Origin of the sequence: Methylomonas rivi (assembly GCF_024505165.1) — a bacterium.
GTDB lineage: Bacteria > Pseudomonadota > Gammaproteobacteria > Methylococcales > Methylomonadaceae > Methylomonas > Methylomonas rivi.
In genome coordinates this window covers 14,120-36,994 of the sequence record NZ_JANIBK010000021.1, presented here as the reverse complement: position 1 = coordinate 36,994, position 22,875 = coordinate 14,120, and the positions used below count along the sequence as shown (strand labels likewise).

The following is a 22,875-nucleotide window of genomic DNA, read 5'->3' as shown; positions in this document are numbered from 1 at the left end:
GCGGGGCTGAATCCGCCTTAACCCCGCAGTTCCGCGCGCATTTTGGTTTGGTCAAGCTCGCGTTCCGAATGCGAGATCACGATGGTGGCCACCGCATTGCCGATCATATTGGTGATGGCCCGCGCTTCGGACATGAAGCGGTCTATGCCCAGAATCAGCGACAATGCCGCCACCGGCACCGCCGGGACCACCGCCAATGTCGCGGCCAGCGTGATGAATCCGGCACCGGTTACGCCGGAGGCGCCCTTGCTGGTCAGCATGGCAACCAGTAACAAGGTGAGTTGCTGCGTCAGCGTCAACTCGATATTCAAGGCCTGGGCAACGAATAACGCCGCCATGGTCAGATAAATATTGGTACCGTCCAGATTGAACGAATAGCCCGACGGCACCACCAGGCCGACCACCGAGCGCGAGCATCCCAAGTTTTCCAATTTTTGCATCAACGGCACCAGCGCCGACTCGGACGAAGAGGTCCCCAGCACCAGCAGCAATTCTTCCTTGATATAAGCCAGCAATTTAAAAATATTAAAGCCGGTCAGCGCGGCTATGCTTCCCAGTATTCCCATCACAAACAGCCCGCAGGTCAGATAAAAACAGCCCATTAATGCCGCCAACGGTTTCAGCGACCCGACCCCATATTTGCCGATGGTGAACGCCATGGCCGCCCCGGCGCCCAGCGGCGCCAGTTTCATGACGACATTCATCATGGCGAAAAAGATATGCGCGCATTCCTCGATGAATTTATGCACCAATTGCCCCGCGCCGCCCATTTGCTGCAAGGCAAAGCCGAACAGTACCGCGACCAACAGCACTTGCAGCAAATCGCCCGACCCCGTAAAGGCATCGGTAAAGGTTTTAGGAATAATATGCAGCAGAAATTCCGCCGTAGTCCGATGCCGGGCCTGTTCGACATAGCCTGAAACGGCTTGGGCATCCAGCGTGGCAGGATCGACGTTAAACCCATGCCCAGGCCGCAGCAGATTGGCGACCAACACGCCCAAGGCAAGCGCAAAGGTTGACACCACCTCAAAATACAACAGCGCCTTGACACCCACCCTGCCGGCTTTTTTCATATCGCCGGCTCCGGCAATGCCCAGCACCACGGTACAAAACACCACCGGCGCAATCAGCATCTTGATCAAATTGATAAAACCGTCGCCGACCGGTTTCAACAACACCGCATGCTCGGCGTCAAGATAACCTAAAATCCCGCCCGAGAAGATCGCCAGCAGCACCCACAGATACAGCCGGGATTTTGGGGCGGATATCCCGGTTTCAGCCGCTTGCGCCCTGCTCTTTTCCATACGAAACCAATACCCGAATGCAGGTTGTTAACTGACCTATCAAGCCAACAGGGCGGCGATAATACCTGTCAGAAAAATCCCGTCGAAAGTGCCGGCGCCACCGATCGACGCCACCGGAACGCCAAGGCTGCCGACACTTTTCAGATGCAGAATATCCGCGCCTATCAACACGCCCAGAACCCCGCCGATATAGGCAAGGTGCGCGGCATGCGCCGGATCGAGTATCAACGCCAGCAAAGCCGACGCCAGCGGGGCAATGAATAGCGGCATGGCGATGCCGAGGCCCGGAACCGGCCGGCTTAGACGGTAACTTAAGCCGGCTATGATCAGGATGTCCACGCCCAGCAAAAGCGGCTCAATCAATTGCAGGGAGATAAAATAGACGCACAAACCAACCGGAATCACGCAGCCGCCCACGTTAATGGCAATTACGGTACAGCCCTCCCGGACGGGCTGAAATAACTCCCAAATGGGTTTTCTGCCCGGTAACGCAACCAGATGCCCCGTATGTTGGATTTTTAATTTAAAAATCGGCAAATTAATCCCGCTACCCAGCAACGTGCCGATTAATACCGCCAGCGTGGCCTCAGGGGTTAAACCGAGTTTGGCAAAGGCAATTTGAAAAAACTGAACCTGTATCATCGCCACTAAAAACACGGACATCAAAAAAAACAGCATCAATGAAATGGCGGGCATGGGGTTCTCCTCTTGCGGCCAGTGGAATAGGACCGCGCATAGTCTAAGCCGGTTTATCGTTACGGTTGTATGAAATTTTGGCATAACGGCATTAAGCCGGTTTTAAGATACTATACGGACTATAAATCGGGCCGGGCCATTAACTTATATCAATTACGGCTATTCGCAGGCATGGCCTCGGCATAACCGCCGAAGCCTTGGTCAAGACCCAATATCCTCGGCCATGCATCGATTTAAGCCGACATCCGGCATTTAGCCAAACCCATCCCTAGAAAAACTGGAGCACCCCATGAACTCTTCGCTGAAAATCCTGACATTATCGGCCCTATTATCCCTGAGCGCCGCCAGCCATGCCGAACAGGCGCCGACGGCCGGCGGCAAGGGTATGGGACATGAAATGGGCGCCATGGATCCGGCAAAAATGACCGAGCATCTCAAACAAAAACAAGAACACATGCTGACGATGCACGATTTATCCAATAAAATCCTGGCCGAAAAAGACCCGCTAAAGCAGCAAGCCTTGAAAGACCGCCAACTGGAACTCATCAAAGCCCATCACATGGAAATGATGTCGATGCACCACGGCAAACCGGCGGATCACAACAACATGCATTAACCCCGAGCCGACTCGGCCACGCAATAAATAAAGCCGGGCGACACCGGCTTTTTTTATCATGACTGTAACCGCTATACCCCCGCATTCCAACATCCCTGTTACCCGACGCACGGAGGCTGTCGTAAAAGCCAAAATGTAGATTGGGTTAGCGAGGCATAACCCAACAAAATCAAAATGTTGGACTTATTGCATGCAGCCAAACCTACCTGATTACGTCAGTCCCCCTACATGGATTATCCAATCCGGCTGCCCAAACAATTCGAACAAGTGGTGTACCCTATAATTCATTATGCAAGCACTCGAACACACTCAAACACGCTCAAACACCGGCAAAATAAACAGACGCTTTGCGGTGGCCCCCATGCTGGATTGGACCGACCGGCATTGCCGGTATTTTTACCGCCTATTGTCCAGGCACGCGCTGCTGTATACCGAAATGGTGACGACCGGCGCTATTTTGCACGGCAATCCGCAACGGCATTTGCAATTCAACCCGCGGGAGCACCCCGTCGCGTTGCAATTGGGCGGCAGTCATCCGGGGGATTTGGCCCGCTGCGCCGAACTTGCCGAACAATACGGTTACGGCGAGGTGAACCTGAATGTCGGCTGCCCGAGCGATCGGGTGCAAAACGGCCGCTTCGGCGCCTGTTTGATGGCGGAACCCGAATTAGTGGCCGAATGCGTGGCCGCCATGCAACGGGCGGTTTCGATACCCGTGACTGTAAAATCGCGTATCGGCATCGACGACAGGGACTCCTATGAAGAATTGACGCGGTTTATTGGCGCCGTGGCGGTCGCCGGTTGCAATACTTTTATCGTGCATGCCCGTAAAGCCTGGCTGTCCGGCTTGTCGCCCAAACAGAACCGCGATATTCCTCCCTTGCGTTACGATATGGTGTTTCAGTTGAAACAGGACTTTCCTGAATTGGACATTATCATCAACGGCGGCATTAATAGTCTGGATGCGGCGCTGGATTTGTTGAACCATGTCGACGGGGTGATGCTGGGGCGCGAGGTGTATCACAATCCGTATTTGCTCAGCGAAGTGGATAGCCGTTTATATGGCGATAGCCATCCTCTGAAAACCCGCCAGGACGCGATTTTGGCGTTGTTGCCCTATATACGGCAGCAGTTGCAACAAGGGGTGCGCTTACACGATATCGCCCGCCATCTGTTGGGATTGTTTCATGGCGTGGCGGGTGCGAGAGCTTGGCGCCGCCATATTAGCGAAAACGCCAATAAGCCGGGTGCCGATGAGGATGTGTTGTTGCGTGCCTTAGAATTTACGGTTTGATACTGTATACTCACAGCATTTTTTTATCCGGGGTCGGCGATGGAAGAATATTTCTCCAAAATCATTCAAGCAATAGGTGAAGACGTCAATCGTGAGGGTTTGCGCGATACGCCGAAGCGGGCGGCCAAAGCCTTTAAATTTCTGAATAACGGCTATGAAAAAACCCTGGAAGAAGTGCTGAATGGGGCTATTTTTCAGGCCGATACCGAAGATATGGTAATCGTCAAGGATATCGAGTTGTATTCCTTGTGCGAGCACCATTTGTTGCCGTTTATCGGCAAATGCCATATCGGTTACTTGCCGCAGGGCAAAGTGTTGGGTTTGTCCAAGCTGGCGCGAATTGTGGATATGTATGGCCGCCGTTTGCAGATCCAAGAGCAATTGACCCGCCAGATCGCCACGGCGGTGGAAACCGCCATCGACGCCCGCGGGGTGGCCGTGGTCATCGAAGCCAAGCATTTGTGCATGATGATGCGCGGCGTGGAAAAACAAAACTCGGTGATGACGACTTCCGTCATGCTGGGCATCTTTCGCGAAGAGATCAGCACCCGTTCCGAATTTTTGAATCTGATCAATCGCAAATAAGCCGCCATGTTCGAAAACCTGGAAAAGAAAACCGGCGTATTGCTGGTCAATTTGGGTTCGCCCGCCAGCACAAGCACACAAGACGTCAGAGCCTTTTTGCGCGAGTTTCTCGGCGATCGGCGGGTGGTCAATATTCCCCGGCCCTTGTGGTGGCTGATTCTGAATCTGTTTATATTGCCGTTTCGTCCGCGTAAATCCGCCCACGCCTATAAAACCATCTGGACCGAAAAAGGCTCGCCGCTGATCGTTTTTAGCCAGCAGTTGGCTGCGAAACTGGCGAAGCGTTACGGCTGCGAGAAATTATTGATCGATTGCGCGATGCGCTACGGCAAGCCGGACTTGCGGGAGAAACTGCGGGAATTTAAAAAACAGGGGGTGGAAGACATCGTCATCCTGCCGCTGTATCCGCAATATTCATCGACCACCACGGCGTCTATTTTCGATGTGGTGGCGGACGAATTCGTGCGCTGGCGGCATATGCCGTCCTTGCGCTTCGTCAGCGATTATTACCAAAACCCCGCCTATATCAAGGCGGTGGCGGACTCGATCCGCCAGCACTGGCTCAATCACGGCCAAGCCGCGTTATTGGTGATGTCGTTTCACGGTTTGCCGGCCAAGCTGACCGAATGGGGCGATCCGTATTTTTATCACTGCCAGGCAACCGCGCGCTTATTGGCCGACGAGTTGGGCTTGAAAGATAAACAATGGCAGCTGGTATTTCAGTCCCGCTTCGGCCGCGCCGAATGGCTGAAACCGTATTGCGTCGAAGTGTTACAGGACTTGCCCAAACAGGATATAAGACAGGTGGATGTGGTGTGCCCAGGGTTTGCGGTGGATTGTCTGGAAACCCTGGAAGAAATCGCCATTACCAATAAAGAGATTTTCATGGCGGCGGGCGGTAAAAGTTATCGCTACATTCCGGCCTTGAACGATTGCGACGCCCATGTCGAGGTAATGGCCGAATTAATAAAATCCGCGCGATAAGCGGAACAAAAATAACCGGGGAGGCAGCATGCAACAAAACGTATTACAAAGCTGGAGCGACGACGAATGGCCGGTGGTGCGAAAAAGCAAGCCCTTGCCTACCGGGAAAGGCGTGCTGGATCAAGGCGCATTTAATACCATAGAGGTGGATGAGCTGTTCGATACGGTCAATTACGCCAGTACCGTTGCCGGCCAGACCGTTTTATACCGTTCGCTGACCCGGCCTCCGGACGACCTCGATACTATTGCCGCCAAACAGGCCGCGGTGCGGGAGATTCGCGATAATCCGGATGTGCGCGCCAACGTGGAAAACATCGTTGCCAATGCCGCCGGCAGCGAAAATCGTTTGTATTTGTTATTGTTCGGCGAATTTCTGGGCGGCTTCGGCACGGCGCGGGAAGACAATCAAATCGAAGGCTATGGCTACAAACAGTACCGGCGCGGTATCAACGCGGCGCTGAATCTGGTGGGCGCCATTCATAATTCCGGCACCCCGCAAACGCCTTATCTGCAAAGCGTGTTCAATAAAATCGGCGATTTTGCCCAAAGTAACGACTATTCGCTAATGGTGGGACCGGTTTATAACAGCGAAAAAGGCCTGCAAAGCAAGGAAGAACGCCGGAACTCCTACGCGCCGGCAACCATCTTTCGGCCCACGCTGTTCAAGCCCTTGCTGATCGGTTTGCTGCTGGCCGCCATTTGGGGCTTGGTGACCATATTCCCCACCGACATGTTCCAGTTTTCCAAGGACGGTATTTCGGTGGCGTCGGTGTTTTTCCTGCCGTTGATGCTGGCGTATATTCCGGTGATAGGCGGCTACGATAGAGACAATTGCATCATTCCGTTGCGCACTATTTTCCGCAACTCGGCGGCCTTGGGCGAGATGCTGGATGGCCTGGGACAGCTGGATGAACTGCTGTCGTTCATCAAATACGCCGAAGCTTACGGCAGCGAAACCGTACTACCGGAGATGCGGGCAACGGAACGGCATGCGATGCAATTGGCGGGCGCCAAAAATCCGGTGCTGGGTCATAAAAACCCGGATTACGTCGCCAACGATTTTGCCATGGGCGAAGAGCGTCTGGTGTGCGTGACCGGCCCGAATAGCGGCGGCAAAACCGCGTTTTGCAAGACCGTTACCCAGATTCAGCTGTTGGCGCAAATAGGCTGCTATGTGCCCGCCACGGCGGCAAGTTTGAGCGTGGCGGATAAAATATTCTATCAGGCACCCGAAATCAGCCATCTCGACGACGGCGAAGGCCGTTTCGGTACCGAGTTGAAACGTACCCGGGATATTTTTTTGGCAACCACTGCGAAAAGCTTGCTGGTGCTTGACGAAATGGCGGAAGGCACTACCTTTGAAGAGAAGATGCAATCGTCCATCGATGTGCTGGACGGGTTTTACCGCAAGGGCAACAGCACTATTCTGATTACCCATAACCATCAACTGGTGGATGTGTTCGTCGACAGGGGCATTGCGACGCCGAAACAGGTGGAATTCGCCGACGAATTGCCGACCTTTAAATTGGTTCCGGGTATTTCCAGAGTCAGCCACGCCGACCGGGTGGCGAAGAAAATCGGTTTTTCTAAGCAAGACATTGAAAATTATTTGGCCAAATCGTCATGAAAATAGGTACCCCCGGCAGTGCAACCGCAACCAAAGCATTACTTTTAGGGAGTGGCGAATTGGGCAAGGAAGTTGCCATTTCCTTACAACGCTACGGTGTTGAGGTCATCGCCGTGGATCGATACCCCCATGCCCCCGCCATGCAGGTGGCGCATCGCAGCCATGTCATCGACATGACCGATGCGGCGGCGGTTAAAGCCTTGATCGCGGCTGAACAACCCGATTTGGTGGTGCCGGAAATCGAAGCGATTGCCACCGCTGCGTTGACTGAAATCGAGGCGGCGGGCGAAGCCGAAATAGTGCCTAATGCCCGGGCCATTCAGCTGACCATGAATCGCGAGGGTATACGGCAGCTGGCCGCCGAGCAACTGGGGCTGCCGACTTCGGACTATGCGTTCGCCGAAACCTATGAGCAATTAAAGGCCGCTGTCGACGGCGGCATCGGCTATCCTTGTTTCATCAAACCGACCATGTCGTCTTCCGGCAAGGGCCAGTCCATGGTGAAAAGCGCCGACCAATTACAGGCCGCCTGGGAGTATGCCAAGGCCGCCGGCCGCGCCGATACAGGTAAAGTAATAGTCGAAGCCAAAATTGAATTCGATTTTGAAATTACGCTGTTGACCGTGCGGGCCGTGGACGCCGAAGGCCGAATAAGTACGTATTTCTGCGAACCTATCGGCCATATACAGGAGAATGGCGATTACCGGGAAAGCTGGCAGCCCCAGCCCATGAGCGAAAAAGCCATTCAACTATCCCAACGGATTGCCGCTAAAGTGACGGAAGCCCTGGGCGGATTGGGCTTATTCGGGGTTGAATTGTTTGTACAAGGCGACCGGGTCTGGTTCAGCGAAGTCAGTCCGCGCCCGCACGATACCGGCATGGTGACCCTGGTTAGCCAGGTGCAAAGCGAATTCGATCTGCATGCCCGCGCCATTCTGGGCTTGCCCGTGAATACGGCATTGGATAAAACCGGGGCCAGCGCCGTGATTTTGGGCGGTATCGACGCGAAAGCCGTGGTATATCAGGGATTGAACCAAGCGCTGGCCGTGGCGGATAGCGAGATTCGCTTGTTCGGCAAGCCGGAGGCTTTCGTGACGCGGCGGATGGGCGTAGCGCTGGCTACCGCCGGCTCCGTGCGGGATGCGCGAACAAAAGCGGTTACCGCGGCTGCCATGATTAACATCGTCGAGGCGGATTAAATTTATCGAAAAGGTGAGGCAGTTGAAATCGCTAAAAACTATTCTATTGTTGTTATGCATTTCATCTGCCGCCGCCGCGGATATATTTAAATATGTTGCGCCGGATGGGCGGGTGTATTACACCGACCAACCCAAAAAAGGTTTTAACTATCGTTTGATTATCCGGACCCGGCCTAAAACCTATGCCAGGGACGTGAAATTCATGGCGGGCAATAGGCTTAAGTATCAGGATTTAATCGCCAAGGCGGCGGCCAAGCATCAAATGGATCCCAAATTGCTGCATGCGGTGATTCAAGCCGAGTCCGCCTATAACCCGCATGCGGTTTCCTCGGCGGGAGCGGTCGGATTAATGCAGCTGATGCCCGACACCGCGAAACGCTATGGGGTAACCGATAGGCATGACGCCGAACAGAATGTCGACGGCGGCACGCGTTATTTGAAGGATTTATTGGCCATGTTCAATTCTAATTTGAAGCTGGCTGTCGCTGGGTATAACGCCGGAGAGGGCGCTGTCATGAAATATAATTACACGGTTCCGCCCTATCGGGAAACCCAGAATTATGTTCAGCAGGTTCTCAGGCTCTACGGGAAGGGTTGATTATGAAACCAGTTAGCGCATTGGATGTGGTTACGGAGGTAAGGGAGTTATTTTCCTTGCCGGACATTTATTTTCAACTGAATCAGATGGTGCGCGATCCGCGTTATTCCATGACGGATATCGGCGCGGTGATCGGTAAGGACCCGGCGCTGTCCGCCCGGCTTTTGCGGTTGGTGAACAGCTCTTTTTACGGTTTTCAATCCAAAATCGATACGATTTCACGGGCCGTTTCCATTGTCGGCATCGACGATTTGTACAATTTGGTGGTAGCGACCTGCGTGGTCGACCGTTTTGCCAAAATCCCTTCCGATTTGGTCGACATGACGGCGTTCTGGATGCGTAGCGTTCATTGCGGCGTGGTGACCAAGCTATTGGGCAACCAGTGCATGCCGTTGAATACCGAACGCTTGTTTTTGGCGGGGTTGCTGCACGATTTGGGTTCGTTGGTGCTGTATCAGGTCATGCCGGAACAGGCATCCAAAGTATTGCTGTCAATCCGGCAGGACAGGCGCTTATTGGCGGGGTTCGAGCAAGAAATCATCGGTTTTACCCATGCCGATGTCGGACGCGAATTGTTAAAATATTGGGAGTTGCCGGAGTCGTTGTATGAAGTTGTCGGCGGCGTTCTCAATCCCGGCTCCGTTGTGACGCATAAATTGGATGCGCAACTGTTGTGGTTGGCCGCCCGGCTTATCGACGATAGGGAATTTGGCAGGCCCATTGAACAGACCCTGGTCGAGATACCGGACCACACATTGGCTGCCATGCGCTTGACCCGGGAACAAATAGAGCAGGTCATGCAGCAGGCGGCGGCTGAGTTTCTGGACGTTTTCGAACAGCTGTTGCCTAGATAGGCCGATTCTCAAGGAATTGCCACGCCGAATTGATTCAATAAATCGATCAATTTGATTAATGGCAGGCCGACCAAAGCATTAGGGTCGTCGCCTTCAATTTTGCTGAATAAAGCAATACCGTAGCCTTCCGATTTGAAGCTGCCGGCGCATTCGTAGGGCTCTTCCCTGTCCAGGTAGCGGTTTAATTGCGCTTGGTTGAGGTCTCTAAAATAGACATGGCAAATGTCGAGATCGGTTTTGATGGTCCCTTTGCCGCTATCGAGCAAGCAGAGACCGGTATAAAAAGTCGTTTTTTTGCCCGACTGCAGCTGTAGCTGCCGAAACGCCCCCTCTCTATTTCCGGGTTTACCCAATATGGTGCCGCCGCAAACAGCCACCTGATCCGAGCCGATGATTAAGTGCCGGGGGTACGTTTTCGCCGCGGCTTGCGCCTTGGCCTCGGCCAGCCTTAGAACCAGATCGTCCGGGGGTTCATCGAACAATGGGCTTTCGTCAACTCCGCTGCCGCAACAGCTAAACGCCAATTGAAGCTTACCGAGAATTTGGCCGCGATATTTCGAGCTTGAGGCTAAAACCAGATTTTGCATGCCGTTAACAGTGTTCGGAAGGTTGTCGGTTTGACGCAACAGCGAGTTGTCTGTATGATTGTACAGTTATGTCAGACAAACTTCCTAATCTTATTGATCCCTTATTGTTCGCCGAAAGGCGTAGCATATTGACGGGCGTCTTAAAAATAAGCGAACTCGAGCGCTTGTCCGGCATGGTCGTAAACACGGGTGGCGATATCGCCGTCGACGCGCGGTTTGCCAAGCAAGGCAAGCGCGCGGTGGTTTCCGGCAAGATTCAAACGGTGTTGGAGTTGGAATGCCAATCCTGCTTGCAGGCCCTGGCATGGCCAATAACGCTTGCATTCAAATTGGCCGTGGTGTCCTCGCTACAAGAGGCGGATAGCCTCGAGATCGATTGCGAACCTTTGCTGCTGAATGGCGAAAAGGTCTCATTGCATGATTTGATAGAAGACGAAATATTGTTGGCGATACCGGATTATCCCAGACACGAATATGACTGTATCCCTCGGCACCAGTCGAGAGATTCCGATTTTGACGATAACAGCCAGACCGAAACGAATAACCCTTTTTCTGTTTTAGCCAAACTTAAAAAAACTGGAGAGTAAAAATGGCAGTACAAAAAAGCAAAGTATCGCGCTCAAGACGCGGTCAACGTCGTTCACACGACGCATTAACAGCCAAAACCTTGGCCAACGATCCGTTGACAGGCGAAGTGCATTTGCGTCACCACATGACGCCAGACGGCTTTTTCAAAGGCCGCCAAATCATTACCGGCAACATCGACGAAGAGTAAAAATCGCCGCATGTCGGATGCCGGCGATGTAGTTTAACGACTGATATTTTAGTGAAAAGACCGGGGCATACCGGCTTTTCCCTTTATCGACTGGCGTCATTTCGGCTTCCGGCAAAGCAGCGGTTTTGTTAATTATCAAAGACGGCACGTTTTATTTGGCGTGCCTCCTCCTTTCAACTTCAAGGGTTAGGTCCTAAGCGTGAGCTCAACTCTATCGATTGATGCCATGGGCGGGGATTTCGGTCCCCAAGTGACAGTTCCCGCGTCACTGGCCTGTTTACGAAAAAATCCCCAATTAAAATTGATCATGGTCGGCGACCAAGCCGTGCTTCAGGATATGTTGTCCGATGCCTTGCTTGAGTTTAAAGATCGAATCAGTATTCAGCATGCCACGCAAGTGGTGGAAATGGACGAACCGCCGCAAAAGGCGTTGAAAAACAAAAAAGACTCCTCGATGCGGGTGGCCATAGATCTTGTCAAGGACGGCCGAGCCGATGCCTGCGTCAGCGCGGGCAACACCGGCGCCTTGATGGCGACCGCGCGCTTCGTGTTGAAAATGATTCCGGGCATCGAACGTCCCGCGATTATTTCCACCTTGCCGTCGGTATTCGGCCACACCCATGTGCTGGACTTGGGCGCAAACGTGGACTCCAGCGCCGAGCATCTTTACCAGTTCGCCGTGATGGGCGAGGAAGTGGTGAAGGCGGTTGAAAACATCGAACGCCCGCGGGTCGGTTTGCTGAATATCGGCGAAGAAGATATGAAAGGCAACGAACAAGTCAAGGCCGCCGCCAAATTATTGGAAAATTCGAGCTTGAATTACATCGGCTATGTGGAAGGCAACTCCATCAATGCCGGCAGCGTCCAAGTCGATTTAATCGTTACCGATGGCTTTGTCGGCAATGTGGCGCTGAAGTCGATCGAAGGCGCGGCAAAAATGATTGCCGTAAAGCTGAAAGAAACCTTTTCCCGGAATATTCTGACAAAACTTGCCGGTTTGGTGGCGTACCCGGTACTAAAATTATTTAAAGATAGCATCGATCCGCGACTTTATAATGGAGCCAGTTTTATCGGTTTGCGCGGCCTGGTCATTAAAAGTCATGGTGGCGCCGACGTCCTTGCTTTTGAAACAGCCATTCGCTTGGCGGAAGTAGAGGTTGAGAAAGATGTTATTCGTAAAATCAGCGAAAAGTTGGAAATCGCCCTGGCTCGGAAGGATGCGGAATGAGCCGCTGGAGTAATGTGATCGGCACGGGCGGCTACCTGCCCGCCACAATTCGCACCAACGACGACATATCGGCCATGGTGGACACCTCGGATAGCTGGATCTACGAGCGTACCGGCATTAAAAGCCGGCGCATAGCCGGTCCCGATGAAACCGCCTCCAGCATGGCTGAAATCGCCGCCCGGCAAGCCATGGACATGGCGGGCATCGATGCGGAAGATATCGAGCTGATCGTTGTCGCCACCGGCACTCCGGACAGAGTCTACCCCAGCACGGCCTGCCTTCTGCAAGAACGTTTGGGCATCAAGCAATGCGTGGCTTTCGATGTGCAAGCAGCCTGTTCCGGTTCGGTATTCGCGTTAAGCATTGCCGATCAATACATTAAAACCGGCTTTTGCAAAACGGTATTGGTGGTGGGTTCCGAGGTATGCTCGCGTATCGTGGACTGGACCGACAGAGGCACCTGCATTTTATTCGGCGACGGCGCGGGGGCGGTACTGCTGTCAGCCTCCGACCAACCCGGCATTTTGTCTACTCACATTCATTCGGACGGCGGCTACGAGGATTTGCTGTATTGCCCCAATCCGCAAGTCGCCGCGGCGGCTAAACAACATGAACCCGGCTATATCAGCATGCGCGGCAACGAAGTGTTCAAGGTGGCGGTCAATACCCTGGGGCGCATCGTGGATGAAACCCTGGAAGCCAACGATTTGCAACAGAGCGACATCGACTGGCTGGTGCCGCATCAGGCCAATACCCGCATCATTGCCGCGACAGCCAAAAAGTTGGGCATGGACATGGACCAGGTGATTTTGACTTTGGAAACCCAAGGCAATACTTCGTCGGCATCCTGTTTGTTGGCATTTAACGAAGGCGTGCGCGACGGCCGCATCAAAAAAGGCCAGATGGTTTTGATGGAAGCCTTTGGCGCCGGTTTTACCTGGGGTTCAGCATTAATCAAATACTAAACATGACTATGAGCGAACAAAATTACAACTTGGCATTCGTGTTCCCCGGGCAGGGATCGCAATCGGTCGGCATGGTGTCGGCCATGGCGGCGGCTTTTCCGCAAGTCAGGCAAACCTTCGAACAGGCTGCCGATGCTCTGGGATTCGACCTGTGGAACTTGGTTGAAAGCGGCCCCGAAGCGGACTTAAATCGAACCGAAAACACCCAACCGGCCATGTTGGCGGCGGGCGTGGCTTTCTGGCGAGTCTGGCGCGATAACTCAAAAATTCGCCCAGCCTGGATGGCCGGACACAGCTTGGGCGAATATACCGCCTTGGTATGTTCCGGGGCTATTGCGTTCGAAGACGCCTTGAAACTGGTCGTAGCGCGCGGGCGCTTGATGCAGGAGGCAGTGCCTGTCGGCGTCGGCGCGATGGCGGCGATTTTAGGATTGCAAGACCATCAAGTCGTGAACGCTTGTTTGGATGTAGCCAATGGCGAAGTGGTGGCCGCGGCCAACTTTAATGCCCCCGGCCAAGTAGTCATTGCCGGCGACACCGCCGCCGTCGATAGAGCGATCGATGCGCTGAAAGCCTTGGGAGCCAAGCGGGCCTTGAAATTGCCGGTTAGCGTACCCTCGCATTGCCTGCTGATGGAAGATGCCGCCGACAAGCTCAATGAGATTTTGCAGGGTATCAACGTGGAAATGCCGGATGTCACCTTGATTCACAACGCCGACGTCAAATCCCACGGTTCGCCCGAAGTGATACGCAATGCACTAAAAGAGCAGCTTTTTAACCCGGTACGCTGGGTGGAAACCATCAAATTCATGCACGAGCAAGGGGTGTCCGGGTTTGTCGAATGCGGACCGGGCAAGGTGTTGACGGGCTTGAATAAACGCATTGCCCCGGATGCGGCGCATTTCTCGATATTCGACCCCGACTCATTGAATACTGTTTTGGAGCAATTACATGGATACCCTCAAGGGCATAAATAAAAAACTGGCCATTGTGACCGGCGCCAGCCGGGGCATAGGGCGCGCCATTGCCGAAAAATTGGTTGCCGACGGCTTCTTCGTTGTCGGAACCGCCACATCCGATAGCGGCGCCGAGGCGATTTCCGCCTATCTGGGCGCAAACGGCAAGGGCTATAAATTGAATGTGGCCGACGCCGCCGATATCGAAAACTTTATCAAAACCGCCGGCGATGCGCACGGCACGCCGGCGGTTTTGGTCAACAACGCCGGCATCACCCGCGATAATTTATTGATGCGCATGAAAGAGGAGGAATGGGACGACATCATCGCCACCAATCTGACTTCGGTATTCCGGATGAGCAAGGCCGTGCTGCGCGGCATGATGAAGGTACGCTACGGCCGTATCATCAATATTTCCTCGGTGGTCGGTTCCACCGGCAATGCCGGACAAACCAATTATGCGGCCGCCAAGGCCGGCATGGTCGGTTTCGCCAAATCGATGGCCAAGGAAGTGGGTTCGCGCGGTATTACCGTCAATACCGTCGCACCGGGCTTTATCGATACCGATATGACCAAGGAATTGTCGGAAGAGATTAAAACCGCGTTGCTGGGTTCAATCGCCCTGGGCCGGCTGGGCCGGCCGGAAGAAATCGCTCACGCGGTATCTTTCCTGGCTTCCGAGCAAGCGTCTTATATTACCGGCGAGACTTTGCATGTGAACGGCGGCATGTACATGCCCTAACCCGCCCCCAGCGGTTGGTTGATCGAAAACCGGCGTTAACTTCGGATGACGCCGGTTTTTTATTGCCTGCGGTTTAATGCATGACTTTATTTCGGCCCGATTCCTTGGCTTGATAAAGAGCCGTATCGGCGCGGGTTATGAAGCTTTCCGGGTTATCGTTGACATGTAATTCGGCTATGCCGACAGAAAGGGTAATCAGGCCCAGGGTTGCGTTATCGGTTTTGCGTTTCAAGCGGCTCTTTTCCATTTCAATCCGGATGTTTTCGGAAATTTCGATGGCCTTATGCTTGGGGGTGTTGGGCATGATGATGGCGAGTTCCTCTCCGCCGTAACGCGCCACATGATGATGTCCTTCTGCATGTTTCTTCAATAACGACGCCACATATTTGAGCACGTTATCGCCTATGGTATGGCCGAAGGTGTCGTTTATACGTTTGAAATGATCGATGTCCAGCAACGACAAACACGTCGTTTCGCCGTCCGGCTGTTCGATAATCTCGCTTAAAGTTTGGTCGAAGGCCCGGCGGTTTAACAAACCGGTTAAACCGTCCGTAACGGCCATTTGCCTGACCCGGGCCAGCTCGTTACGCAATTGCTCCATTTCCGCATTGGCTTGGTTCAATTGCATCTGCATCGCGTGGCTGGTCGCGGCGAGCGATTTCGTTTCTTGAATGATCTCTTGCAAGATCGATTGGGTCGTCGCTATTTCCGGCTTGCTTTCCAATATCGCCGACTTTTTCTGAAAGCTATCGTTAGTCTGTTCCGCCTTGTGACAAGTATCGTTAATGGCGTCGGTTGCCTGACGAATCACTTTATGAATTTGTTGCTGGATATTGTCGAAGGATTTTAAAGAGGCGTTGCTGATAAAGTTTCCATACAGCTCAAGGCTGGTTTCGCTATCGAATACAGTATTTTGGCTCAGCAGGCGATTGACTGCCGACGTTAAGGAAGGATTCAGTTCGGTGACATAATCGTAAAAAATAGCGTAATTGATCGGGTTGGCGGCAATTTGGTGCCGAGTCAACAGCGGAATAATTTTTTTTAGATAATCGGCGTTAAGAGTGAAAGAAAAATCGTAAATGGGCAATAGTGCTGTGCTGTCGGTCATATCTTTGTTTTTGATTAGGCTGTGATATTGATTTTTCTAGCGCGCCAGTCAAGAAATCCCTTGGTTGGCGAATTTACCGGATATTTACAAAAAGCCAGCAGTCCGGACACTGGGAGAAGTAAGCCCTTTAAAGCGTAAGCGTCTAACTACATAAAGATATGCTAAGAATGATTTTTTTCAACTACAGGCAAAACGATAATTAATCCGTGCCGGACTTTAAGTTTTTAGGGCACGCTTGCCGCGGTTTTTAACCGGCGGTATAAAAACACCTTGCATCGCCGGCTAATTTGGATAGAATGCGCGCCAGTTGAAGCCGGGTGCTTAGCTCAGCTGGGAGAGCGTCGCCCTTACAAGGCGAGGGTCGGGGGTTCGAACCCCTCAGCACCCACCAGGTTTCAATCGAAAAAACGCTTTAGATAAACTCCGGTATGCGACTCGGCATGTCGGGCAATCTCTCTCGGCGTACCCTCCGCAACCAGCGTACCGCCGCCATTGCCGCCTTCCGGCCCCATATCCACAATCCAATCCGCCGTTTTAATCACGTCCAGATTATGCTCGATGATGATGACGGTATTGCCGTGGTCGCGCAATGTGTGCAGCACGGACAGCAATTGCTTGATGTCGTGAAAATGTAAGCCGGTGGTCGGTTCGTCCAAAATATAAAGCGTCTTGCCGGTATCCCGTTTGGACAGCTCCTTGGCCAGCTTGACCCGCTGCGCCTCGCCGCCGGACAAGGTGGTGGCGTTTTGACCCAGCGTGATATAGCTCAAACCCACCTCGATCAGCGTATGCAGCTTGCGGGCCAGACTGGGTACCGCCGAGAAAAACTGGGCGGCGTCTTCCACCGTCATTTCCAATACTTCATGGATGGTCTTGCCTTTATAGCGGATTTCCAGGGTTTCCCGGTTGTAACGTTTGCCGTGGCAGATGTCGCAAGGCACGAAAATGTCCGGCAGAAAGTGCATTTCCACCTTGATGACGCCGTCGCCGGCGCAGGCCTCGCAACGGCCGCCCTTGACATTGAAGCTGAAACGGCCCGGGGTATATCCGCGCGAGCGGGCTTCCGGCGTGGCCGAGAACAATTCCCGCACCGGCGTGAAGATGCCGGTGTAGGTCGCCGGGTTGGATCGCGGGGTGCGGCCAATCGGGCTTTGATCGATATCCACCACCTTGTCGAACTGTTCCAAACCGTCCACGGCGTCGCAAGGGGCGGGAATGCAGCTGGCGCCGTTGATGGTTCTTGCGGCATGGCTGTACAGGGTGTCGTTGATCAGGGTGGATTTGCCGGAGCCGGACACGCCGGTGACGCAGGTCAACAAACCTACCGGGAAACTTACCGTGACATTTTTCAGATTGTTGCCGTGGGCGTTGCGTATGGTGAGTTGCCGGGTGGGGTCGGGCGGCGTGGTGCGTTCCGGCAGTTGGATAGCCAAGGCACCGGATAAATACTGGCCGGTCAGCGAATTCGGGTCCGCCAGAATTTGCGCGGGCGTGCCTTGCGAGACGATCTGGCCGCCGTGCACGCCGGCGCCGGGGCCGATATCGACGATATGGTCGGCGGCGCGGATGGCGTCCTCGTCGTGCTCGACCACGATCACGGTATTGCCGAGGTCGCGCAATCTAAACAAGGTGTTCAGCAGCCGCTGGTTGTCGCGTTGATGCAAGCCTATCGACGGCTCGTCCAGCACATACATCACCCCCACCAGTCCGGCGCCGATCTGGCTGGCCAGGCGAATACGCTGGGCCTCGCCGCCGGACAAAGTGTCGGCGCTGCGGTCCAGGGTCAGATAATCCAGGCCGACGTTGACCAAAAACTCCAGCCGCTCCTGAATTTCCTTGTTGATTTTAGCGGCGATTTCGCCGCGGTGGCCGGGGATGCTGAGTTGCTGAAAAAATGCCAGACTTTGCTTGATCGGCAGGCGGGTAATGTGATGCAAAGGCTGGTCGGCCACGAACACATTGCGCGCGCCCAGATTCAAACGGGCGCCGTCGCAGACCGCGCAGGTTTGCTGGGCCAGATATTTGGACAACTCGTCCCGTACCATCTGCGAATCGCTTTCATGGTAACGCCGCTCCATATTGGGAATGATGCCCTCGAACGGATGACGGCTGATCTTGGGTTTGCCCTGGCCCATTTGGAATTGAAAAGTGATGCTGTCTTCGCCGCTGCCGTACAAAATCACCGCCTGTATGTCCTTGGCTATTTTCGAGAACGGCGCTTCCGGGTCGAAGCCGTAATGTTCGGCCAGGGCGCAAATGATTTGGTAGTAATAGGCGTTACGGCGGTCCCAGCCGCGCACCGCGCCGCCGGCCAGACTGATGTCGGGATTGTGCACCACCAGTTGCGGGTCGAAATGCTGGCGCACACCCAGGCCGTCGCAACTCGGACAGGCGCCTTTCGGGTTGTTGAAGGAAAAGATGCGCGGTTCCAGTTCGCTCAAACTATAGCCGCAATGCGGGCAGGCGTAACGTTCGGAAAACAGCAGGGTTTGCCCGGTTTCCATCGAGGCGGCAAGCGCCAGACCGTCGGATAAACGCAGCGCGGTTTCGAAAGATTCCGCCAGCCGCAGGGCAATGTCGTCGCGGATTTTGAAGCGGTCGACGATGACTTCTATGGTGTGTTTTTTCTTTAAATCCAGGGCGGGCGGTTCGTCCAGTTCGTAAACTTCGCCGTCGATGCGGGCGCGCAAAAAGCCTTGGGCTTTCAGATCTTCCAGCAGCAGCACGTGTTCGCCCTTGCGGTCGTTGACCACCGGCGCCAGCAACATCCAGCGTTCGCCTTCCGGTTGCGCCAACACCTGGTCGACCATCTGGCTGACGGTCTGGGCTTCCAGCGAACCGCCATGTTCCGGGCAACGCGGGATGCCGACCCTGGCATACAGCAGGCGCAAATAGTCGTAAATCTCGGTAATCGTGCCTACCGTCGAGCGCGGATTGTGGGAAGTGGATTTTTGCTCGATGGAAATGGCCGGCGACAAGCCCTCGATATGATCGACATCGGGCTTTTCCATCATCGACAAAAACTGCCGGGCGTAGGCGGACAGCGATTCCACGTAGCGTCGTTGGCCTTCGGCGTAAATCGTATCGAACGCCAGCGACGACTTTCCGGACCCTGACAGGCCGGTGATGACGATTAGGCTATCCCTGGGCAGATCCAGGTCGATGTTTTTCAGATTGTGGGTGCGGGCGCCGCGAATACTGATGGTGTCCACTGTGTCGATTCCTGCAATTTAAAGAACCTGATACTATACGTGTCTTTCACGATGCAAGGCAAAGAGGAGTTGGGGTTTGACACAGGTTCAGGATGTTTCGGGTGCAATGACGCGCATGGAAAAGCGGGCAACGGTTTCGCTGGCCGGTATTTATTCGCTCAGAATGCTGGGTTTGTTCATGTTGCTGCCGGTATTGTCGCTGTTTACCGAACAAATGCCGGGCTCGACACCCAAACTGGTCGGCTTGACCATGGGTATTTACGGCCTGACGCAGGCCGTGCTGCAAATCCCGTTCGGCTTATGGTCGGATCGTTTCAATCGTAAAACGGTTATCGTCATCGGTTTGCTGCTGTTTTTGACCGGTAGCGTGGTGGCGGCTTTGGCGACGGATATTTACGGCATTCTGATCGGCCGCGCCCTGCAGGGCTGCGGCGCGGTGTCGGCGGCGGTGATGGCCTTGCTCGCCGATTTGACCCAGGAAGTCAATCGCACCAAAGCCATGGCCACCATAGGCGCCAGTATCGGCGTGTCGTTCGGGGTGGCGATGACCGTGGGACCGGTGATTGCCCACCACTTCGGCATCAGCGGCATATTCTGGCTGATCGCGATTCTGGCGGCGCTGGCGGTACCGGTGGTCCTGTTCATCGTGCCGAATCCGCAAAAGATCAGCGTGCACCGCGACGCCGAATATATTCCGTCCGAGTTGAGTTCGGTGATCAAAAACGCCGATTTGTTGCGGCTTAATTACGGCATTTTTTCGCTGCATCTGATCTTGATGGCCAGCTTCGTGGTGGTGCCTTTGCTGATGCGCGACGCCGGTCTGCTGGCCGGTAAACATTGGCTGGTTTATTTGCCGGTGCTGGTGACCTCCATGGCGGCCATTATTCCGTTCGTGATCATCGCCGAGAAAAAGCGCCGGATGAAGACCGTCTTCGTCGGTGCCGTGGTTTCACTGGTATTTGCCAATTTGGGCTTCATACTGCTGCACGGCCAGTTGATCGGTTTGATTGCCTGCCTGTGGGTGTTTTTCTGCGGCTTTAACTTATTGGAAGCCACGCTGCCGTCACTGATTTCCAAAACCGCGCCGGGCGATTTGAAAGGCACGGCCATGGGGATCTACTCCAGCTCGCAATTCATGGGGGCTTTTCTGGGCGGCGCCAGCGGCGGCTGGCTGTACGGCGAATACGGGCCAAGCGCGGTGTTTATATTTTCCGCCGCCGTGGCCGCCAGCTGGGCGTTAATTGCGTTATTCATGTCGCCGCCGCGTTATCTCGCCAACCTGCTGCTGTCGCTGCAAACCGTCAAACCGGAACGGGGAAGCGAATTTTCCAAGCAGCTGTTAGCCATCAACGGTGTCGAGGAAGTGCGTTTGCATTTCGAAGAAAGTACCGCTTATCTGAAAGTCGATAGCCAGCGGCTGAACAAAAACGAATTGAATATTTTTTTAAAGCAGTGGCGATAAGCCGGTGCGGTTAAGTTTTTTATAGGGAGACAATCATGTTGAACAAAGTCATGCTGATCGGCCGCCTGGGGGCCGATCCGGAAGTGCGTTATATGCCGAGCGGCGACGCCATCACCACCATTCGCCTGGCCACCAGCCGCCGCTGGAAAGACCGTAACACCAACGAACGCAAGGAAGAGACCGAGTGGCATCGGGTGGTGTTCTTCAGCGGCTTGGCCAAAATCGCCGGCGAGTACCTGAAAAAAGGCAGTCAATGCTATGTCGAAGGCCGCATCCGCACCCAGAAATGGCAAGGGCAGGACGGCCAGGACCGCTATACCACCGAAATCGTCGCCGACAACATGCACATGTTGGACAGCCGTAGCGGCGGTACCGCTAATTATGCCGATAACGCCCCGCCGGCTAGCAGTTATGACAATAATCGCCCTGCACCGTCCAATTCTTCGCAACCGGCCCCCGCCAGTTACGACGATTTCGACGACGATATTCCGTTTTGATCCGATGCATTTTTAGAAATGCAGCGAATAACCAAAAAGGCCGGCTTTTGCCGGCCTTTTTGGTTTATGCAACGGTTTGTATGGGCTGGCGGGCCACTGATTCCAGCCGCAAAGCCGCTGTCACTTTGGATAAAATCGCATTACCGCCGTGACTGTCTGGCTATGCCCCTTCTGCCAGTCAGACATGTCAGCCTTCTATGTCTGCCGTGACCGGTATAGCCGCCATTCAAATCTTGAAATCACAGAGTGCAGAATCTCTAAATAACTCCTGTTGTCGAATTGCGACACGACAAAAATTAAGGCTATCGGTTGGGGATATTTTTTATCGCCAATAAATTTTTAAATTCGCCTAACCTCCGCCAAACGGCAACTGACGACCAAGTCCACCTTCCCCCAATTGCCAACTTAATTCTCAATGCAGCCGTATCGGATTTTGACTGCGTTCCACACCCAAGTGGATTAATAATTCATTGGCCAATTGTTCGGGATTCGAAACCGTGATCAACACCAAGCGGCTACGCCTATCCAGGTTCGGACGTTCCGGCAACTGAATGGGTGGATACAAATGTCCGGCGACGGCATGCACCGCAAACGCCTCGGCACACTCGGGGAAATAAACAACCCCTTTGATGCGAACCAAGTCATCGGCATGGTTGGTCAACAAGGCTTGCAAAGTGGCCTGCAACCGAGGCCAACTCGGCGTGTGTTCCAGATAAAGCGACACGCTGCGAAAGCCGTGTTCCGGCAAGGCTTGCCCGGAGGGAACTCGCCGGAAAGACGGTGGCGTCTTGCTTTGCAACGTGGAGGTATCAAACGGATCGCGCGTAGCCGTCAGCGTTGGCGTAGCCGGTGCCTGCAGCTTTAAGTAGTCGATCAGTTCCGCGTGTTGCGCGGCATCGGCCAGATCGGCGTGAGTCAGTAGCAACAGGTCGGCCCAAGCCATTTGCGCGCGAGCTTCGGCGTGGCGCTCCAGTTGGGTAATGGCGGACGGAATCGCCAGCGTGGCGACGATTTGTTGCAACCGGTAGCGTTTGGACAGCCAGGGTTCGCGCAGTAGTGTGTCTAAAATGGGTTCCGGACTGGCAACGCCGCTGGTTTCGATAATGATGCGTTCGAAAGGCTTGGTGTCTGTCTTATTCCAAGCCATCCACAAATTCTTCAAAGTCGGCGCCAACGCGCCCTTGATCTGGCAACACAAGCAGCCGCCCGATAGCACCGTCATCGGAATGTCCTGATTTAGCAGCAAATCCTGATCGATAGCCGTAGCGCCGAACTCGTTGATTACCACCGCCGTTTTCACCCCGTCCGCCAACAAGCGGTTTAACAGCGTGGTCTTGCCGCTGCCGAGAAAACCGGTGACAACGATAACGGGGATTTTGGTTAATTCCATCATAAGTTGCTGCAGAAAAGGTTCATGAACGCGGTTTAGTAGTTCTCAATAACGTCGGGCTAAGCTCGCAGGATTAACTGTTTTATGGGTAAAAGTCTTAAACCAAGCTGCCATTGATGAAAATCGGCTTCAACATGATAAATCAATAACTGGCAAGGTTTCGGCCTCGTTGAAATATTCGAATAGGGTTCTAGGC

22 protein-coding genes and 1 tRNA gene are annotated in these 22,875 nt (G+C 53.9%); 17 read left to right on the top strand and 6 right to left on the bottom strand.

Annotated elements, in window-relative coordinates:
* Positions 1–17: 17 nt before the first annotated feature.
* Together dctA and NP596_RS06105 are read right to left on the bottom strand one after the other, a co-directional pair.
* A complete protein-coding gene (gene dctA, locus NP596_RS06110) occupies positions 18–1,304 on the bottom strand; it encodes a C4-dicarboxylate transporter DctA (protein ID WP_256614395.1) in 1,287 nt (428 codons plus the stop codon).
* A gap of 39 nt (positions 1,305–1,343) precedes the next feature.
* The gene (locus NP596_RS06105; RefSeq protein WP_256614394.1) at positions 1,344–2,000 is read right to left on the bottom strand and encodes a DUF1614 domain-containing protein; all 657 of its coding nucleotides are present in this window, start codon (positions 1,998–2,000) and stop codon (positions 1,344–1,346) included.
* A gap of 289 nt (positions 2,001–2,289) precedes the next feature.
* On the opposite strand from NP596_RS06105, the gene NP596_RS06100 reads away from it, so the two are divergent.
* The 8 genes from NP596_RS06100 (at position 2,290) to NP596_RS06065 (ending at position 9,757) form a co-directional block, all read left to right on the top strand.
* The gene (locus NP596_RS06100) at positions 2,290–2,616 is read left to right on the top strand and encodes a hypothetical protein (RefSeq protein WP_256614392.1); all 327 of its coding nucleotides are present in this window, start codon (positions 2,290–2,292) and stop codon (positions 2,614–2,616) included.
* 289 nt (positions 2,617–2,905) lie between these two features.
* A complete protein-coding gene (gene dusA, locus NP596_RS06095) occupies positions 2,906–3,910 on the top strand; it encodes a tRNA dihydrouridine(20/20a) synthase DusA (protein WP_256614391.1) in 1,005 nt (334 codons plus the stop codon).
* Between the two features lie 39 nt (positions 3,911–3,949).
* Positions 3,950–4,495, top strand: coding sequence for a GTP cyclohydrolase I FolE (gene folE, locus NP596_RS06090; RefSeq protein ID WP_036275942.1), 546 nt, complete (start codon positions 3,950–3,952; stop codon positions 4,493–4,495).
* 6 nt (positions 4,496–4,501) lie between these two features.
* Positions 4,502–5,479 (top strand): ferrochelatase, encoded by a 978-nt coding sequence (gene hemH, locus NP596_RS06085; RefSeq protein WP_256614390.1) that lies wholly within the window; start codon positions 4,502–4,504, stop codon positions 5,477–5,479.
* Positions 5,480–5,507: 28 nt separating this feature from the next.
* The gene (locus NP596_RS06080; protein ID WP_256614389.1) at positions 5,508–7,106 is read left to right on the top strand and encodes a MutS-related protein; all 1,599 of its coding nucleotides are present in this window, start codon (positions 5,508–5,510) and stop codon (positions 7,104–7,106) included.
* Positions 7,103–8,305, top strand: a complete 1,203-nt coding sequence (purT, locus tag NP596_RS06075) for a formate-dependent phosphoribosylglycinamide formyltransferase (protein WP_305891695.1) — start codon at positions 7,103–7,105, stop codon at positions 8,303–8,305. The genes NP596_RS06080 and purT overlap by 4 nt, the downstream gene beginning before the upstream one ends.
* 22 nt (positions 8,306–8,327) lie before the next feature.
* The gene (locus NP596_RS06070) at positions 8,328–8,903 is read left to right on the top strand and encodes a lytic transglycosylase domain-containing protein (RefSeq protein WP_256614388.1); all 576 of its coding nucleotides are present in this window, start codon (positions 8,328–8,330) and stop codon (positions 8,901–8,903) included.
* A gap of 2 nt (positions 8,904–8,905) precedes the next feature.
* Positions 8,906–9,757 carry an HDOD domain-containing protein gene (locus tag NP596_RS06065; RefSeq protein ID WP_256614387.1) on the top strand — a complete coding sequence of 284 codons (852 nt, stop codon included), beginning with the start codon at positions 8,906–8,908 and terminating at the stop codon, positions 9,755–9,757.
* 8 nt (positions 9,758–9,765) lie between these two features.
* On the opposite strand, the gene NP596_RS06060 is transcribed toward NP596_RS06065, so the two are convergent.
* Positions 9,766–10,344 (bottom strand): Maf family protein, encoded by a 579-nt coding sequence (locus tag NP596_RS06060; protein WP_256614386.1) that lies wholly within the window; start codon positions 10,342–10,344, stop codon positions 9,766–9,768.
* 68 nt (positions 10,345–10,412) lie between these two features.
* Between NP596_RS06060 and NP596_RS06055 the strand changes: the two genes are divergently transcribed.
* The 6 genes from NP596_RS06055 (at position 10,413) to fabG (ending at position 15,010) form a co-directional block, all read left to right on the top strand.
* Positions 10,413–10,931, top strand: coding sequence for a YceD family protein (locus NP596_RS06055; RefSeq protein ID WP_256614385.1), 519 nt, complete (start codon positions 10,413–10,415; stop codon positions 10,929–10,931).
* Positions 10,932–10,933: 2 nt separating this feature from the next.
* On the top strand, positions 10,934–11,119 hold the full coding sequence (rpmF, locus tag NP596_RS06050; protein WP_256614384.1) for a 50S ribosomal protein L32: 186 nt from the start codon (positions 10,934–10,936) through the stop codon (positions 11,117–11,119).
* Between the two features lie 199 nt (positions 11,120–11,318).
* Entirely contained in the window at positions 11,319–12,347 is a 1,029-nt protein-coding gene (gene plsX / locus NP596_RS06045; RefSeq protein ID WP_256614383.1) for a phosphate acyltransferase PlsX, read from the top strand.
* Positions 12,344–13,312: a beta-ketoacyl-ACP synthase III gene (locus NP596_RS06040; protein ID WP_256614382.1), complete on the top strand. Its 969-nt coding sequence runs from the start codon at positions 12,344–12,346 to the stop codon at positions 13,310–13,312. The genes plsX and NP596_RS06040 overlap by 4 nt, the downstream gene beginning before the upstream one ends.
* Before the next feature lie 8 nt (positions 13,313–13,320).
* A complete protein-coding gene (gene fabD, locus NP596_RS06035) occupies positions 13,321–14,289 on the top strand; it encodes an ACP S-malonyltransferase (RefSeq protein ID WP_256614381.1) in 969 nt (322 codons plus the stop codon).
* On the top strand, positions 14,264–15,010 hold the full coding sequence (fabG, locus tag NP596_RS06030) for a 3-oxoacyl-ACP reductase FabG (protein WP_256614380.1): 747 nt from the start codon (positions 14,264–14,266) through the stop codon (positions 15,008–15,010). Before fabD ends, fabG begins: the two co-directional genes overlap by 26 nt.
* Positions 15,011–15,083: 73 nt before the next feature.
* Here the strand turns inward: fabG and NP596_RS06025 are convergent, their stop codons facing one another.
* Positions 15,084–16,118 carry a GGDEF domain-containing protein gene (locus NP596_RS06025; RefSeq protein WP_256614379.1) on the bottom strand — a complete coding sequence of 345 codons (1,035 nt, stop codon included), beginning with the start codon at positions 16,116–16,118 and terminating at the stop codon, positions 15,084–15,086.
* Positions 16,119–16,433: 315 nt separating this feature from the next.
* Here NP596_RS06025 and NP596_RS06020 point away from each other — a divergent pair.
* A tRNA-Val gene (locus NP596_RS06020) sits at positions 16,434–16,509 on the top strand.
* Positions 16,510–16,513: 4 nt separating this feature from the next.
* Here NP596_RS06020 and uvrA read toward each other — a convergent pair.
* A complete protein-coding gene (uvrA, locus tag NP596_RS06015) occupies positions 16,514–19,330 on the bottom strand; it encodes an excinuclease ABC subunit UvrA (protein WP_256614377.1) in 2,817 nt (938 codons plus the stop codon).
* Between the two features lie 76 nt (positions 19,331–19,406).
* On the opposite strand from uvrA, the gene NP596_RS06010 reads away from it, so the two are divergent.
* Together NP596_RS06010 and NP596_RS06005 are read left to right on the top strand one after the other, a co-directional pair.
* Positions 19,407–20,792, top strand: a complete 1,386-nt coding sequence (locus NP596_RS06010) for an MFS transporter (RefSeq protein ID WP_256614376.1) — start codon at positions 19,407–19,409, stop codon at positions 20,790–20,792.
* Between the two features lie 35 nt (positions 20,793–20,827).
* On the top strand, positions 20,828–21,289 hold the full coding sequence (locus NP596_RS06005) for a single-stranded DNA-binding protein (protein WP_256614375.1): 462 nt from the start codon (positions 20,828–20,830) through the stop codon (positions 21,287–21,289).
* 412 nt (positions 21,290–21,701) lie between these two features.
* On the opposite strand, the gene NP596_RS06000 is transcribed toward NP596_RS06005, so the two are convergent.
* Positions 21,702–22,682: a CobW family GTP-binding protein gene (locus NP596_RS06000; RefSeq protein WP_256614374.1), complete on the bottom strand. Its 981-nt coding sequence runs from the start codon at positions 22,680–22,682 to the stop codon at positions 21,702–21,704.
* Positions 22,683–22,875: the final 193 nt, after the last annotated feature.